The 15,890-nt window shown below is 35.6% G+C and carries 15 protein-coding genes; 12 read left to right on the top strand and 3 right to left on the bottom strand.

Annotated features, from left to right (window positions below; translation table 11 throughout):
• Positions 1-99 precede the first annotated feature (99 nt).
• From VB248_RS06750 to VB248_RS06785, 8 genes are all read left to right on the top strand, one after another.
• Entirely contained in the window at positions 100-2,625 is a 2,526-nt protein-coding gene (locus tag VB248_RS06750) for a DUF5686 and carboxypeptidase-like regulatory domain-containing protein (protein WP_323295986.1), read from the top strand.
• Positions 2,626-4,402: 1,777 nt separating this feature from the next.
• A complete protein-coding gene (locus VB248_RS06755; protein ID WP_323295987.1) occupies positions 4,403-5,221 on the top strand; it encodes a sensor histidine kinase in 819 nt (272 codons plus the stop codon).
• Entirely contained in the window at positions 5,218-6,009 is a 792-nt protein-coding gene (locus VB248_RS06760; RefSeq protein WP_323295988.1) for a LytR/AlgR family response regulator transcription factor, read from the top strand. Before VB248_RS06755 ends, VB248_RS06760 begins: the two co-directional genes overlap by 4 nt.
• Positions 6,010-6,219: 210 nt before the next feature.
• Entirely contained in the window at positions 6,220-6,870 is a 651-nt protein-coding gene (plsY, locus tag VB248_RS06765; RefSeq protein ID WP_323295989.1) for a glycerol-3-phosphate 1-O-acyltransferase PlsY, read from the top strand.
• A 140-nt stretch (positions 6,871-7,010) separates the two neighbouring features.
• On the top strand, positions 7,011-8,366 hold the full coding sequence (locus VB248_RS06770; RefSeq protein ID WP_323295990.1) for a dipeptidase: 1,356 nt from the start codon (positions 7,011-7,013) through the stop codon (positions 8,364-8,366).
• 210 nt (positions 8,367-8,576) lie between these two features.
• Entirely contained in the window at positions 8,577-9,410 is an 834-nt protein-coding gene (gene murQ, locus VB248_RS06775) for an N-acetylmuramic acid 6-phosphate etherase (RefSeq protein WP_323295991.1), read from the top strand.
• A gap of 157 nt (positions 9,411-9,567) precedes the next feature.
• The gene (locus tag VB248_RS06780) at positions 9,568-9,900 is read left to right on the top strand and encodes a c-type cytochrome (protein WP_323295992.1); all 333 of its coding nucleotides are present in this window, start codon (positions 9,568-9,570) and stop codon (positions 9,898-9,900) included.
• Positions 9,901-10,007: 107 nt separating this feature from the next.
• Positions 10,008-10,298: a muconolactone Delta-isomerase family protein gene (locus tag VB248_RS06785; protein WP_323295993.1), complete on the top strand. Its 291-nt coding sequence runs from the start codon at positions 10,008-10,010 to the stop codon at positions 10,296-10,298.
• Here VB248_RS06785 and VB248_RS06790 read toward each other — a convergent pair.
• From VB248_RS06790 to yihA, 3 genes are all read right to left on the bottom strand, one after another.
• A complete protein-coding gene (locus tag VB248_RS06790) occupies positions 10,295-11,269 on the bottom strand; it encodes an NADPH:quinone oxidoreductase family protein (RefSeq protein ID WP_323295994.1) in 975 nt (324 codons plus the stop codon). The genes VB248_RS06785 and VB248_RS06790 overlap by 4 nt on opposite strands.
• A 206-nt stretch (positions 11,270-11,475) precedes the next feature.
• Positions 11,476-11,919: a DUF5606 family protein gene (locus VB248_RS06795; protein WP_323295995.1), complete on the bottom strand. Its 444-nt coding sequence runs from the start codon at positions 11,917-11,919 to the stop codon at positions 11,476-11,478.
• Positions 11,920-12,017: 98 nt separating this feature from the next.
• Complete coding sequence (yihA, locus tag VB248_RS06800; protein WP_323295996.1) at positions 12,018-12,614, bottom strand: ribosome biogenesis GTP-binding protein YihA/YsxC; 597 nt, start codon at positions 12,612-12,614, stop codon at positions 12,018-12,020.
• A 306-nt stretch (positions 12,615-12,920) separates the two neighbouring features.
• Between yihA and hemE the strand changes: the two genes are divergently transcribed.
• From hemE to VB248_RS06820, 4 genes are all read left to right on the top strand, one after another.
• Entirely contained in the window at positions 12,921-13,952 is a 1,032-nt protein-coding gene (gene hemE, locus VB248_RS06805) for a uroporphyrinogen decarboxylase (RefSeq protein WP_323295997.1), read from the top strand.
• A 238-nt stretch (positions 13,953-14,190) separates the two neighbouring features.
• Positions 14,191-14,682 (top strand): YMGG-like glycine zipper-containing protein, encoded by a 492-nt coding sequence (locus VB248_RS06810; protein WP_323295998.1) that lies wholly within the window; start codon positions 14,191-14,193, stop codon positions 14,680-14,682.
• Positions 14,683-14,902: 220 nt separating this feature from the next.
• On the top strand, positions 14,903-15,136 hold the full coding sequence (locus VB248_RS06815) for a hypothetical protein (protein ID WP_323295999.1): 234 nt from the start codon (positions 14,903-14,905) through the stop codon (positions 15,134-15,136).
• 11 nt (positions 15,137-15,147) lie between these two features.
• On the top strand, positions 15,148-15,531 hold the full coding sequence (locus tag VB248_RS06820; RefSeq protein WP_323296133.1) for a type II toxin-antitoxin system VapC family toxin: 384 nt from the start codon (positions 15,148-15,150) through the stop codon (positions 15,529-15,531).
• Positions 15,532-15,890: the final 359 nt, after the last annotated feature.

The following is a 15,890-nucleotide window of genomic DNA, read 5'->3' on the forward strand; positions in this document are numbered from 1 at the left end:
GATATTGCCTCTAAATATTGTAAATTCGGATACACAAATTGTTTTTTATTACCCTTAACATTCCTTATTAGAATGACTTATCGAAAATTTATACAAATATTGATACTGTCAATATTTGTAATTGCCTATCAATTTACTTATGCACAATATACAATTACTGGTAGAGTAACTGACGCTAAAAATGGTGACCCACTTCCTTTTGCTACGGTAGGGCTAAAAGGACTAAATGTGGGTGCTCAAACAAATTTTGAAGGGATTTATGTGATAAAATCTAAAGTATTAACAGATTCTATTTATGTAAGTACTGTAAATTATAAAAAGCGTAGTAAAGTTCTTGACAAAAAAGCTCTTTCTCAAACGATAGATTTCCAGTTGCAAGGCGAAGCTCGTTCCTTGGATGAAGTTGTAGTGTATTCTGGCGAAAATCCAGCATTTAAAATTCTTAGAAAAGTTAGCGAAAACCGTGAAAAGAATGATAGAAAACGTCTGACGGCTTTTGAATATAATTCATATTCAAAAATGGAATTGGATGTGGATAACCTTTCGGATAAATTCAAAGAAAGAAAGGTGATGAAGCAAATTCAAGGAGCAATTGCTAAGTTTGAGAAATTGGCTGGCGAAGACGGAAAAGCTGTAATTCCTACTTTTATTTCAGAGACACTCTCTAAATTTTACTTCCGTGAAAGTCCTTCAAGGAAAAAAGAAATTATTCTTAAAAATAATATCAAAGGGGTTGGTGTAAAAGAAGGTGGTTTTGTGTCGCAATTGGTAGGGGGAAATATTTTTGCCAATTATAATTTCTATGACAATTTTGTCCCTTTCTTGGGCAAAGACATCATTTCACCACTTGGTGAAAACTGGAAAGGTACTTATAAATGGTTCTTGGCAGATACTACCGATGTGGACGGACATATTTGTTATGGCTTAGAATTCGACCCGAAAAATGATAAGGATTTAGTTTTTGTCGGAAAGGCTTATATTGATACTACTTCTTTTGCTTTAGTGCAAATTGATGCCACTGTTGGGAAAGAAGCCAACATCAACTTTATTGACAAAATAAAAATTTCACAAGAATTAGAACAAACTTCTGAAGGTGCTTGGCTACCAGCTAAAACACGTTTTTTGATTGATATTGCAGAATTGACCAAAAACTCGGCTGGGATGTTATTGAAAATGTATATTTCCAATAAAGATTTTGTGGTGAATAAACCCAAAGAATTAAGCTTTTATGATTTGCCCATTGAAGTAGCGGAGGATTCCAAAGAACCCGACCCAAAATTTTGGTTGGAAGCTCGACACGAATCTCTGTCTGCACAAGATATTTTAGCTTCCAAACTGATAGATACTGTTAGAAATGTTCCTATCGTAAAAACCTATGTAGAAATAGCCGAAATTATTGCCAGTGGCTATAAGCGTTTTAATAAGTTTGGTATTGGTCCTTACTTAACGTCATTTGCCCTAAACAAAATGGAAGGCTTACGACTAAGACTCGGTTTTAAAACTTATTCTAATTTTAGTAAAGACTGGATTTTAAAAGGCTGGTTAGGTTTCGGAACAAAAGACAAAGTATTGAAGTACGGCGGTGAAGTAGATTATATTCTTTCTCGCAGACATTGGTCGGTATTGGGTATCAAACATAGTTACGACCTCGAACGGCTTGGACTTACCCCCGAACTTATCGGAGACAATAAAATCTTTTATGCTTTTACTCGTTGGGGAGCTTACACTGGGGCCTTTTATCGCAGAGAAAGTGAAATTTTCCTAAAGACTGAACCTACTAAAGGAATTTCTTTTACTGGGGCTTTTACTACTCGTGCATTTGACCCTCTTTTTGAATTTCAGTATAGAACCCACCCAGAAGCTGGAAAAAATTCACCAACTTTAGACTATTATAACGACACCTTCTTTACACTCGAAGCTCGCTTTGCTAAAAATGAAACTTATATCATGGATGGCAACGAGCGAATTGCTTTGGGAAGTAAGAGAGCTCCAACGCTTACGCTGACTTATCAGCATGGTATCAAAACCTTAAACGGTAATTTTAATTACGACCGTTTTATGGCCAAAGTATTTCAATCTTTCAGAGTAGGTACGCTTGGACGTTCTGATTATACCATTCAAGCAGGTTATATACCCACAAATTTACCTGCACCTTTACTGTTTCCACATTTAGGAAACGAAACCTTTTTCTACAACCGTGCAGCTTTTAACACGATGCACTATTTTGAATTTGTAAGTGATAAGTATGTATCACTTAATTATAATCACAACTTTGAAGGTTTACTTTTCAATCGTATTCCTGCCATTCGCCAATTAAAATGGCGTTTGATTGCTTCGGCGAATGTACTCTTTGGTAGCCAAAGAGAGCAAAATAAAGAATTGATGCAAGATGCAATTCCTGTTATTAATCCGAGGCACATCAAAGGTGATTTGCAACCAAGATATAGTTTTTCTGGACTTGACCCCAATAAGCCTTTTGTCGAAATCGGATATGGGATAGATAATATCTTTAAGATTTTCAGGTTACAGGCATTTCATCGCCTTTCGTACCTTGACCATCTTTCGCCTTCTGGAAGAGAACCCAAGCCTTTCGCATTGAAAGCCTCTGTTCATTTCTCGTTTTAAGGCGAATTTTAATATAGTTTTACAAAATCTCCTGCTTTACAGTGTTTAGCTGTGTAGGGGATTTTTTTTTGAATAAGCAAAATACAATTACAAACGAGTTGGAGGCTGAGTAATGATAGTCACGAAAGCTTGGAAATCATTGTTGACAGTTTTGTTGTTAAGATTTGCAACCGTTTTTTTCGAGATATTCAATTTGTTATTTTTCATGGTCTTATTTGGAGTTGAATTTGATTGATGATTATTGTTGATAAAGAAAATACTTATAAGCGAGTTGGAGGCTGAGTAATGATAGTCACGAAAGCTTGGAAATCATTGTTGACAGCTTTGTTGTTAAGGTTTGCAACCGTTTTTTTCGAGATATTCAATTTGTTATTTTTCATGGCTTTACTTGGAGTTGAATTTGATTGATGATTATTGTTGATAAAGAAAATACTTATAAGCGAGTTGGAGGCTGAGTAATGATAGTCACGAAAGCTTGGAAATCGTTGTTGACAGCTTTGTTGTTAAGTTTTGCAACCGTTTTTTTCGAGATATTCAATTTGTTATTTTTCATGGCTTTACTTGGAGTTGAATTTGATTGATGATTATTGTTGATAAAGAAAATACTTATAAGCGAGTTGGAGGCTGAGTAATGATAGTCACGAAAGCTTGGAAATCATTGTTTACAGCTTTGTTGTTAAGGTTTGCAAGCGTTTTTTTCGAGATATTCAATTTGTTATTTTTCATGGCTTTATTTGGAGTTGAATTTGATTGATGATTATTGTTGGTTAATGGAGTTCTTACAAACGAGTTGGAGGCTGAGTAATGATAGTCACGAAAGCTTGGAAATCATTGTTGATAGCTTTGTTGTTAAGATTTGCAACCGTTTTTTTCGAGATATTCAATTTGTTATTTTTCATGGCTTTACTTGGAGTTGAATTTGATTGATGATTATTGTTGGTTAATGGAGTTCTTACAAACGAGTTGGAGGCTGAGTAATGATAGTCACGAAAGCTTGGAAATCATTGTTGACAGCTTTGTTATTAAGATTTGCAACCGTTTTTTTCGAAATATTCAATTTGTTATTTTTCATGGCTTTATTTGGAGTTGAATTTGATTGATGATTATTGTTGGTTAATGGAGTTCTTACAAACGAGTTGGAGGCTGAGTAATGATAGTCACGAAAGCTTGGAAATCATTGTTGACAGCTTTGTTGTTAAGATTTGCAACCGTTTTTTTCGAGATATTCAATTTGTTATTTTTCATGGCTTTTTGTCTATTTTTAATGTTGTTGTTGTTTATTCCGTTTTTGATGAACCAAAGTTGCGTAAAAAAACGAGCGTATATTTACGGTCTGTTTTAATCATCTTATTATCAGTCTAAAAACCTTTATTCTAAGTTTTAATTTTTTTGATAAATGTGTTATTTGCCTATCATTCAATAAGATATATTCTTTGTGGTGTTAAAATTTTGTTCAATAAATTATTTTAAAATGACTCAAAAACAGAAGATTCATGTTGGTGTTTGGATATTATATGTGATTTATTACCAAATCAGCTATATAATTGGCTATCTTGATAAGTTCGATGTACCTACCAGTTTTGTTATTTTAGTGAATTGCTTTTTTTGGATAATTATCTTTTACACTTGTGTTTTATACATCTTTCCACACTTTCTGGCTCAAAAGAAGTACCTGTTGACATTCGCAATATGTATCTTAAATGTTTCAGTACTAACCATACTTAACCTTAGTGTTTTCGTTTACATTTTCCCGCACCTGTTCGCCAATTTCCCTAAAGTGGACTTCAATCAAAATGAACTAATTACGCATTTTTGGAATGCACAGATTTATACTATTTATGCTCTTGGATATTATTTTGCTCAGATGTCTATTCAACAGCAAAAAGACATTGCTCTGAGGGACCGAGAAATTGCCGAACAGAAGATTGCACTTGCAGAAAAGGAAGCGAAAATTGCAAAACAGGAATTGGAAATTGCTATCTTAGCAAAAGAAAAAGCCTTGGCTGAAATGGCTTTTCTGAGGGCTCAAATCAATCCTCATTTTATGTACAATACGCTTAATATGATTTTTGAGCGTGTAAGAAAAGCCTCAAGAGAAGCAGGAGATATTGTGATTGCTTTTGCAGAAATGATGAGATACGCCACCAGTACGAAATCACAAGATGATGAAGTGGACTTGCAAGGCGAGATAGACTTTGTAAAACAGTATATAGATTTGCATTTGCAGCGTTATCATTACAGGGTTTACATAGATTTTGAGGAGGAGGGAGATTTCAGTTATCATCGAATTGTGCCGATGATTTTGATAACCATTGTAGAAAATGGTATTAAGCATGGAATTTTTGATGACCCAGAAATTGCCTTTACCATTAATGCAAGTTTAATAGATGAGTTCTTTGTTTTTACAGCCAAAAACAAAAAGAATCCTTATCCAAATTTTATAAATGATACTGGCCAAACTGGCGTAGGTATTGAAAATATTAAAAAAAGACTTTTAACCACATATCCCGCTGAAGCCCATAGCTTAGAAATTATAGACGGAGACGAGGATTATACTGTAATATTTACGATAAATTTTAACCTTCTGAGGAAATGATAAATTGCGTTGTTGTAGATGATGAACAATCTGCGTTAGATCTTGTAGTGGATTATATTAATGATACTCCATTTCTTAATTTGGTTGCTTCAACAACCAACCCTATGGAAGCTGTGGGTATTTTACAGTCGAAGGAGGTAGATTTAGTATTTGCCGATATTCAAATGCCAAGAATGAATGGCTTGAATTTAGTAAGCTTGTTCGAGAATAAGGTAAAATTTGTAATGACGACGGGCTATCAAGAGTATGCCCTCAAGAGCTTCGAGTACGGTGTTTTAGATTATTTGGTAAAGCCTTTTTCATACCAACGTTTTTTGAAGGCTGTCAATAAAATGCCTTTCAATATGACATTGGTGGATGCTCCAAAAAGTATAGAACCTGCCCCAGAATTACCTGTGAAAAGAGAAGAATTTATCTTTGTAAAAGTAGATGTAAAAGGTAAATTTCATAAAGTACTTTACAAAGATGTGGTGTATATGGAAGCCCAAAAAAGTTATGCTTCTATTTATACAAAAGAAGAACGCATCACTACCAATCTTACGCTTTCGGATTTAGAAAAACGTTTGCCTCCTGATAGATTTATGCGTATTCATCGCTCCTATATTATTTCTACCGAGAAAATTACAGGTATTGAAGGCGACGAAGTAATATTGGATAAAGTAGTAAGAATACCCGTTGGAGATACTTATGCCGACGAGTTCACCAAAGCCATCGAAGGAAGTATTTATTATAAAGAAAAAGACAGTGCTACTTTAGTATATCGAAAAATTGGTGGAGACCGAAGCTAAGTTCGTGTTTTAAAACCAGTTCAGAAAGCTCTCATATTTAAAAAGTATGAGAGCTTTTTTGCCTTTTAGGGAAAAATAAAACATTTAAAAGACCGTATTTGTACAATTTAAAGAAGTTTTAGAGGCTTTCTTGTTTTTATAAATTTTGATATATATTTGTTTTTAAACATACAGATTTTTCAAATTTATTAACCAATTATTCCTCAATCAATGTCCCTAATAGTACTCATAATTGCTTGCACAGTAATGGCATATTTGCTCGGTTCAATCCCAACGGCTCTTTGGTATGGTGAAGCCTACTTTGGATTAGATATACGAAAACATGGAAGTGGAAATGCAGGTGCAACGAATACTTTTAGGGTTTTAGGCAAAAGAGCAGGTACTATTGTTTTATTGATTGATGCCATCAAAGGATGGATTGCTACTTCTTTAGCTTTGATGATGTATTACGGTCATTTAATCGACTGGTCAACTTGCCAAAACCTTAAATTACTCTTTGGCTTTGCGGCAGTGTTAGGTCATGTTTTTCCGATATTTTCTAATTTCAAAGGCGGAAAAGGCGTAGCTACTTTGTTGGGTATGGTAATGTCTGTGCATCCAGAAGCAGCTTTGGTTTGTATGGTCATCTTCTTTTTGGTTTTTATCTCATTTCATTATGTTTCTTTAGGAGCAATCATCGCTTCATTTTCTTTCCCAATTTTATTATTGTTGAAAACTTTCGGAAAAGAAAATGATTTAGTCATCGTCTTTGGTTTTATCCTTTTCCTTTTGATTTTGATAACGCACCGCAAAAATGTGGTACGCTTAATCAAAGGACAAGAAAACAGAATTTACCTTCGTCCAAAGAAAGAATCCGTATAAATCACCAGAACATATTATATTTGTACCTTCTGTTACTCAAGTAGCAGAAGGTATTTTTTTGAATTCATTCCAAGAAAATAATTATCTAAAAGCGAGTCATTGTCTCAGAATGATTCATTTAATACACAATCACAACAATCATGAAAACTTATATTGAAGAAAACAAAGAGCGTTTCTTGTCGGAATTGCTTGATTTACTCCGCATTCCTTCGGTAAGTGCTGATAGTAAATACAAAGAAGATGTACGCAAAGCGGCTGAATTTATCAGTGAAAAAATCCAACTTGCTGGAGCTGACTTTGTAGAAATTTGTGAAACAGCAGGGCATCCAATTGTTTTCGGACAAAAAATTATTGATGAGTCGCTTCCAACGGTTTTAGTTTATGGACATTACGATGTACAACCAGCCGACCCTTTGAATCTCTGGCATTCGCCGCCTTTTGAACCCGTAGTAAAAGACGAAAAAATTTATGCTCGTGGTGCTTGCGACGACAAAGGACAAGTATATATGCACATCAAGGCTTTAGAAACGATGATTGCTACTAATTCTTTGCCTTGTAATGTGAAATTTATGATTGAAGGCGAAGAAGAAATCGGTTCTGATAACTTAGGCATTTTTGTAAAAGCTAATAAAGAAAGATTACAAGCTGATGTAATTTTGATTTCGGATACAGCTATCATTGCCAACGATATTCCTTCGATTGACGTAGGTTTGCGTGGGTTGAGCTATTTAGAAGTAGAAGTAACTGGAGCAAACATAGATTTACATTCGGGCGTGTATGGCGGAGCAGTTGCCAACCCAATCAATGTATTAAGTAAAATGATTGCTTCGTTGCACGACGAAAATAATCGTATTACGATTCCTACTTTCTATGACGACGTAGTAGAACTTACAGCCGAAGAAAGAGCAGCGATGGCTCTTACTCCATTTGATTTAGATGCTTACAAAAAAGGTTTAGACATCGACGACGTAAGAGGCGAAGCAGGTTATACTACTTTAGAAAGAGCGTCTATTCGTCCTACTTTAGATGTAAATGGTATCTGGGGCGGTTATATTGGCGAAGGAGCAAAAACGGTTTTACCTTCAAAAGCTTCTGCGAAGATTTCGATGAGATTAGTGCCAAATCAGCAGTCGGATAAAATTACGGAACTGTTTACTAAACACTTTTTATCAATTGCTCCTGCTGGCGTAAAAGTGAGCGTGCATGCTCATCACGGTGGCGAACCTTACGTTACGCCCACGGACTCGAAAGAGTACAAAGCCGCTGAAAAAGCAATGGAAGAAAGTTTTGGTAAGAAACCGGTGCCTACTCGTGGCGGAGGAAGTATTCCAATTGTAGCTTTGTTTGAAAAAGAATTAGGTTTGAAAACAGTTTTGATGGGTTTTGGTTTAGATTCTGATGCCATTCACTCGCCAAACGAGCATTATGGATTGTTTAATTTCTATAAAGGAATCGAAACTATTCCATTATTTTTCAAATATTACGCAGAATCTTAAAAAAACAGAAAGTACCGAATACTTGGTCAATAAATAGCATTGAGCCTACAATACTTTACTTATTAAAAAATCAAATTGCTATATTTGTAAAAAAATATAGCAATTATTTTGTCCAAAATTCTTGATTATATTAGCTCTAATCGCTTAATCAAAAATAATAGAGGGGTATAAGTGTTGATTTTAGCCTTTTCTGAAATAATTATAATCATCATGAACGAAATTAATTTAGAAGCACTGACAACAGAAAAAACCTCTCATTACGATAACCTTGATGAGAAGTCTGTCCTTGAAATTTTAGAGGGTATCAACCAAGAAGACCAAACAGTACCCCAAGCAGTAGCAAAGGCTATTCCTCAGATTGAAAAATTAGTCACAGCCATTGTGCAAAGAATGAAGCAAGGAGGACGACTATTTTATATTGGAGCAGGTACAAGCGGAAGATTGGGAATTGTAGATGCTTCTGAATGCCCACCAACTTTTGGCGTTCCTTTTGATTTAGTAGTTGGATTAATCGCTGGTGGCGATGGTGCTATCCGCAAAGCCGTAGAAAATGCCGAAGACGATACCGAACAAGCTTGGAAAGATTTAAGTCAGTACGACATCAATCCGCTGGATGCCGTCGTTGGCATTGCAGCCTCTGGGCGTACTCCTTATGTAATTGGCGGACTCAAGAAGGCTCGTGAGCAAGGTATTTTAACGGGTGCAATTGCTTGTAATCAGGATAGCGAAATCGGAAAAACTGCCGAATACAAAATAGAAGTAATTACTGGCCCAGAATTTGTTACAGGAAGTACACGCATGAAAGCAGGAACAGCCCAGAAATTAGTGCTGAATATGATTTCTACTTCTGTGATGATTCAACTGGGAAGAGTGAGAGGAAATAAAATGGTGGATATGCAGTTGAGTAATTACAAACTGATTGTCAGAGCCGAAAATATGCTGATAAAAGAATTAGGAATTGCCCGTGAAGAAGCAGAAGTATTATTACAACAATACGGAAGTGTTCGAGCTTCAGTAGATGCTTATCGTGCAAAGCAATTGTAAAAATTAAAACATGGCGTACTATTTTTCGTTATAGCCATAACCTTTCAAAATAAAACCAAGAGCGTTGATTTTTAATCATTAGCCTTTTTCAATTAATATTAATCATTATAAGATTCCTTAAATTTATCAGTAACCCTTTATTATCATGAAAAAAATAATGTTCAGTGCACTATTGCTTACAGGATTGGCAATAAATGCTCAAGCTCAACAAGATTTCCCAGAGGATATTAAGCCACTTGTGAACAAGTATGCGTGTTCTGCTTGTCATAAAGTAGATGCTCGTTTAGTAGGACCAGCATATAAAGATGTAGCGAAAAAGAAATATTCTAATGAAAAAATCGTAGAATTAATCGGTGCTCCAAAGCCTTCTAACTGGCCTGGTTATCCTCCAATGGCTGCTTTGAAAGTACCAAAAGAAGATGCAATGAAATTGGCTACTTGGATTAACTCTTTAGCTGGTGGCGGAAAAGCTAAAAGCAAAAAAGGTTAATCAGTAAATGCAATAAAAAAAATACCTTGACTTCTTTTCAGAACCGTCAAGGTATTTTTTTTGTTGATACTTTATTGCTATTTTTAACAAAGCACAAAACTGAATATATGAACAAATATCAAGTAACTATTTATTTTGGGGTAGATGAAGAATTTATGAAACTTGTTCCTAATCACCGTATCGTCATCAATGAATTAATTCTGAAAGGCGTTATCGACTCTTATGCTATCTCGGCTGAAGCCAGTCGTGGCTGGATTATCGTCAATGCAAAAAGTAAAGAAAGCGTTCATAAATACTTACAACGTTCGCCTTTGTATCAGTACTTTGAAATAGAAATAGACCAACTGATGGTGTACGATTCGCAGTCGTATCGTTTTCCTAAAATGGTATTGAACTAAGGAATTACAATCAGTTTGCCCATTACTTTTCTGTGTATGATTTCGTTCAATGCTTCCGAGGCTTGAGCCAACGAGTAATGGGCATGAACGTGTGTTTTTAGTTGTCCGTTGCCAAACCATTGTAGTAATTCCTGAAAATTGAGCATACTTTCTTCTCGTTCTTTATTAGAAAATGCTCCCCAAAATACGCCAACAATTGATGCACCTTTGAGTAAAGCCAGATTCAAAGGCAAGTTGGCGATACTTCCTGTGGCAAACCCTACTACTAAATATCTTCCTTTCCAAGCAATCGAACGAAAAGCGGGTTCGGTGAAATGTCCGCCAACGGGGTCATAAATTACGTCAACGCCTTTGTCGTTAGTAATAGTTTTGATGCGTTCTCGAAGGTTTTCTTTTTCATAATTTATCAATTCGGTTGCTCCATATTCTTGGCATAAAGCTAATTTTTCATCACTTGAAGCCGCCGCAATTACTTTCGCTCCCATGATTTTCCCCAAAGCTACTGCCGCCAAGCCTACGCCACCTGCCGCACCCAGTACTAATAACGTTTCGCCTGATTGTAAATTTGCTCGATTTTTCAAGGCATGATACGAAGTGCCATACGTGTACATTACCGAAGATGCCGTGATGAAATCCATGTCGTCGGGCATTAATAAAGTACGGCTTACTTCTGCCACTGCTTCTTCTGCAAAACCACCAAAACCTGTTAAAGCAAATACTTTGTCGCCCACTTTAAAAGTATCAACGCCTTCGCCAACAGCGGTAATGATACCCGAAATTTCACCGCCAGGAGAAAAGGGCATTGGCGGTTTGATTTGGTATTTCCCTTGAATCATCAGTGTATCAGGGAAATTTACGCCACAGGCTTTTACCGAAATAAGTACTTGTCCTTTCGCTGGACTTGGCGAAGGAATTTCCGCTAAGACAAGACTTTCGGGCAAACCAAATTCATTACAAAGTATCGCTTTCATGCTTGGTTTTTGTTAAATATTTGCGTTCAGAATAGGATGCAATTTATAATAAAATCCAAATAAAAAGCCTTGAATGTTGATTAAACACTCAAGGCTTCTTTAAGTAAATCTTTCTAAGTGGTCGTATAAAATTAATGATAGTGAAAGTTAAGTTTTGTCTATGAATATTTTAAATTCATAACTCAACATTCATAACTCATATTTACTTACGCTTCTTCAGTTTTTGCTTCTTCTTCTGCTACTTCAATAACAAAAGCTTCTGGTAAATTAGTAGAAATGATATTATACCAATTAATCATTTTCTTTACATCCGAACCATGAACACGCTCACGGTCGAAATTAGGAACTACCGAAGCCAAGAAATCGAAAAGGTCGGCTTCCGTAGCATTTTTTACGTTCAATTCTACTTTTTCGCCATGAACTTCTCTGATTTTCAAGAAAATATTTCCTAAAGGCATTGCTGCGTCTTGGTGGTCTTCAATATATACTGAAATATCTTTTAATACCGAAACTCTTGCATTAGCCCCTACTACTGAACGTGTTTTTTTACCATCCAAACTTTCAACGATTACTCCTGTACGAGTTGGTTTTAAAATTCTGTATAAACCGCTTTGTCCTGAAATATTGGCTATTTCTTTTAATAATTCCATATTTAATTAATGATTTGTTTTTTGACAAAATTACTCAATAACTTCTTAGTAAAATAGTACCAATTACGAAATCCTCTGCTGAGTAGCCCATTGAAAGCCTAAAATTCGCTATTTAAAGTACTTATCAATTGAAGAATTTCTTCTCTACCAGTCCCACTAACGGAAGAGCTAATAAAAAATTGTGGCATTTCTTCCCATGTTTCTAATACTTTTTGTTGATAGATTTCCACATTTCTGTCCACTGCTGTTTTAGATAATTTATCAGCTTTTGTGAAAACCAAACAGAAAGGAATTCCTTCTTCGCCCAAACGGTTGATAAATTCCATATCAATCTTTTGGGGTTCGTGACGAATATCTACTAATACAAAAGTACAAAGTAGGTTTTCACGATTGGAAAGATAATTATGAATCATACTTTCAAATTTCTCTCTTTCCGTTTTACTAATTTTGGCATAGCCATAACCCGGTAAATCTACCAAGTACCATTTTTGGTCAATCAAAAAGTGATTAATCAATTGCGTTTTCCCAGGCGTTTGCGAAGTTTTGGCTAAACCTTTTTTCTGAACGATGGTATTGATTAAAGAAGACTTACCCACATTCGAGCGACCAATAAACGCATATTCAGGTTTATCAGGCTTGGGGCATTTTTCGTATTCTGTATTACTCTGTAAAAATATTGCTTCTGTGACTTTCATAAGATGAATATTATAACGAAATATAAACTCAATGGCTGAGACTGATGAGGTTATATTTTAAAAACTCTCACAAATTTACGCAAGATTTAGCACTTCTCTTGTTTCTTCTTAATTTACTCTCTTTTTGCGATTAAAGTTGAGTCCTTTGTTAGGAAATGTATCACATAATCTGATGAATCCTCATGGATTTCTTCTTGTATCAAATCCAGTCTGCTGAAACAATCGTATCTTTGTGGAAATTACAGCGATTTGACGATTCGCTTTTATCATTACCACAAACGATTCTCAAAATCGTGTAGTCTCTATATGGAAATTTTACAGAATGATTTATTGTTAAGAGCCGCCCGTGGCGAGCAAGTAGAACGTGTACCTGTTTGGATGATGCGTCAGGCAGGAAGAATTTTATCCGAATACCGTGCCGTTCGTGAAAAAGCAGGAAGTTTTATCAAATTGGCAACTACGCCAGAATTAGCTGCCGAAGTAACAATTCAACCCGTTGACATCTTGGGCGTGGATGCAGCCATTATTTTTTCTGATATTTTAGTAATTCCCGAAGCGATGGGTTTGCCTTACATCATGGAAGAAAAAGTAGGGCCAATCTTCCCAGAAGTAATAAAAACAATGGCGGATGTGGACAAGTTGCGTGTTTCTGACCCAGAAGTAGAACTGAAATATGTATTAGATGCCATCAAGATTGTAAAAAAAGAATTGAACGGACGTGTGCCACTGATTGGTTTTGCAGGTGCTCCATTCACTTTGCTTTGCTACATGATTGAAGGAAGAGGTTCAAAGACTTTCTCGAAAGCCAAAAAATACTTGTATTCTGAACCTGAACTTTCGCACGCTCTTTTACAGAAAATTACCGACAGCACCATCGCCTATTTAAAAGCACAAGTAGCGGCAGGAGCAAACTTGGTACAGATTTTTGATTCTTGGGCAGGGATTCTTTCACCAGAACAATACCGTATTTATTCGTTGCCTTATATCGCTCAGATTTGCGATGCCATCACCGAAGTACCTGTTACGGTGTTTGCCAAAGGAGCATTCTTCGCTCGTGAAGAAATGGGCAAATTGAATTGCGAAACCATTGGTTTAGACTGGAATATGGACATTGCTGAATCTCGTAGATTGATTGGCAACAGCAAAACCCTACAAGGAAACCTCGACCCATGTGTATTGTATAGCTCATTTGCAGAAATCAAAACGCATACTCGTTCGATGATTCAACAGTTTGGCGGACAAAAATACATTGCCAATTTAGGTCACGGAGTATATCCAGACACCGACCCTGAAAAAGTAAAATGCTTTATTGATACCGTGAAAGAGTATAGTTTGTAATACTAAAAAGAGAAGATACAAACGTACAGGATAGATTCCTTATATTTTTTTGATATATTACAGAATACAGGTTCGATAACCTAAAATGTTGCTTTAAGTAAACCACTAATGATTTTGAAGTATTATTATCTCTGTTAATTTATTGAAAAATAGACCATTAAATAAAACAGATACTAACTGAAAACTCATACGAAGTACTTAAATGATTCAAACTAATAATTCTTAAACAAATACAAATATGAAAAATATAGTAATCATCCTATCGGTTTTTGTTACATTGGTTTCTTGTAACCAAAACAATAAAAACGAAGTTGAGCAAGCCAAACAAATGGCGATAGATTCAATGAAAAACCAGAGTGCGTTGATAGAAGCTAAACAAAAGGCAATCGACTCGATGAAAGTGGTAGCTGCTAAACAGGCAAGTATTGATTCATTGAATGCAGCCAATGCCGCAGCAAGTGCCAAAAGTACTTCATCAACCAACAAAGTAGCCGCCAGCGAAGGAAGTAGTACTAAAAGTAGTAGCACAACGCCAGTAGCTAAAAAGAAAAAAATGAGTGGGGCAGTGAAAGGTGCATTAATTGGCGGAGGCGTTGGAGCAGTATCTGGTGCAATTATTTCAAGAAACAACAAACCCTTGAAAGGAGCATTAATCGGCGGAGCAATCGGTGCTGGACTTGGAGCAGGCACAGGAGCAATCATTGATGCTAAAAACAAGAAAAAAGAATAATCATCAAGTTTTCATTCTATTGATAGATTAATAATTTTACGGATGGCATAACTGTTATGAATTTAATGGTTGTGCCATTTTTTTATTAAGCAATGATGATAATTGAAAGCTCTTATCTTGAAATAATCAGGCAGAATGGATGAATAAATATTTTGAAAAGATTAATTAAAATGGCATTTTTATATACAAAACCGAGGATATAAAATTAAATCAATATAATATGTACACAGCCATCAACGGAGTTTATGAAAATGGACAATTTACTTTACAAGAAACTCCACCCACAACCAAGAAGTCTAAAGTACTAATCATGTTTTTGGAGGAAATTACATCAAATACTTCCGAAGAAATCACTAAAGCTAAAGGAGTACGTTTGGGTGTTTTAGCCAATAAAGGCTATAATATTCCAGATGATTTTAACATGCCATTGGATGATTTAAAAGATTATATGTAATAGAATTTCTGATAGACACTCAAATTGTAATTTGGTCATTGATAGCACCAGATAAAATTTCATTATCTGTTCGTGAAATATTAGAGACGAACACGATTAAAGTGAGCCAAATCAGTTTATTCGAAATAGCTATCAAACAAAAAATAGGTAAACTTCCTGAGTTTGATTTATCGCTTGAAAAAACCATTATTTATCTACTTGAGGCTAACTTTGAAATTTTACCAATAAAGAATGCACATATTATAGCCTATCACAATATTCCACTAATCCCATTTCATAAAGACCCCTTCGATAGATTAATCTTATCTACCGCACTCAGTGAAGATATTCCCATCATTTCAGCCGATGAAAACTTTAGACATTATCAAGGACAAATTAGGCTAATAAGTAATTAAATACGATTCAATTTGTTATTAAGTCTTTAATCCACAGAATAATAGGATAAAAAAATGCGGTTTTATTCGTTATATTTCGGAAAATTGCGGTAAAAAGAGAGGCTTGATACACTCAAGCATATCAAGTCTCTCTTTTTACCGCAAAAAACCGCAAAAAAGCCCCGTCATCCTCGCTTTTAGAGAGGTTTTTCCTTCTCCGAGCCTATCAATCCTCTCTTTTTACCGCATCAACCGAGCAAAAAGCCCCGTCATCCTCGCTTTTAGAGAGGTTTTTCCTTCTCCGAGCCTATCAATCCTCCCTTTTTACCGCATCGACTGAGCAAAAAGCCCCTTCGTCCTCACTTTTAGTGAGCTTTTCC

It is taken from the genome of Arcicella rigui, assembly GCF_034929435.1.
In the GTDB taxonomy this organism is placed as follows: domain Bacteria; phylum Bacteroidota; class Bacteroidia; order Cytophagales; family Spirosomataceae; genus Arcicella; species Arcicella rigui.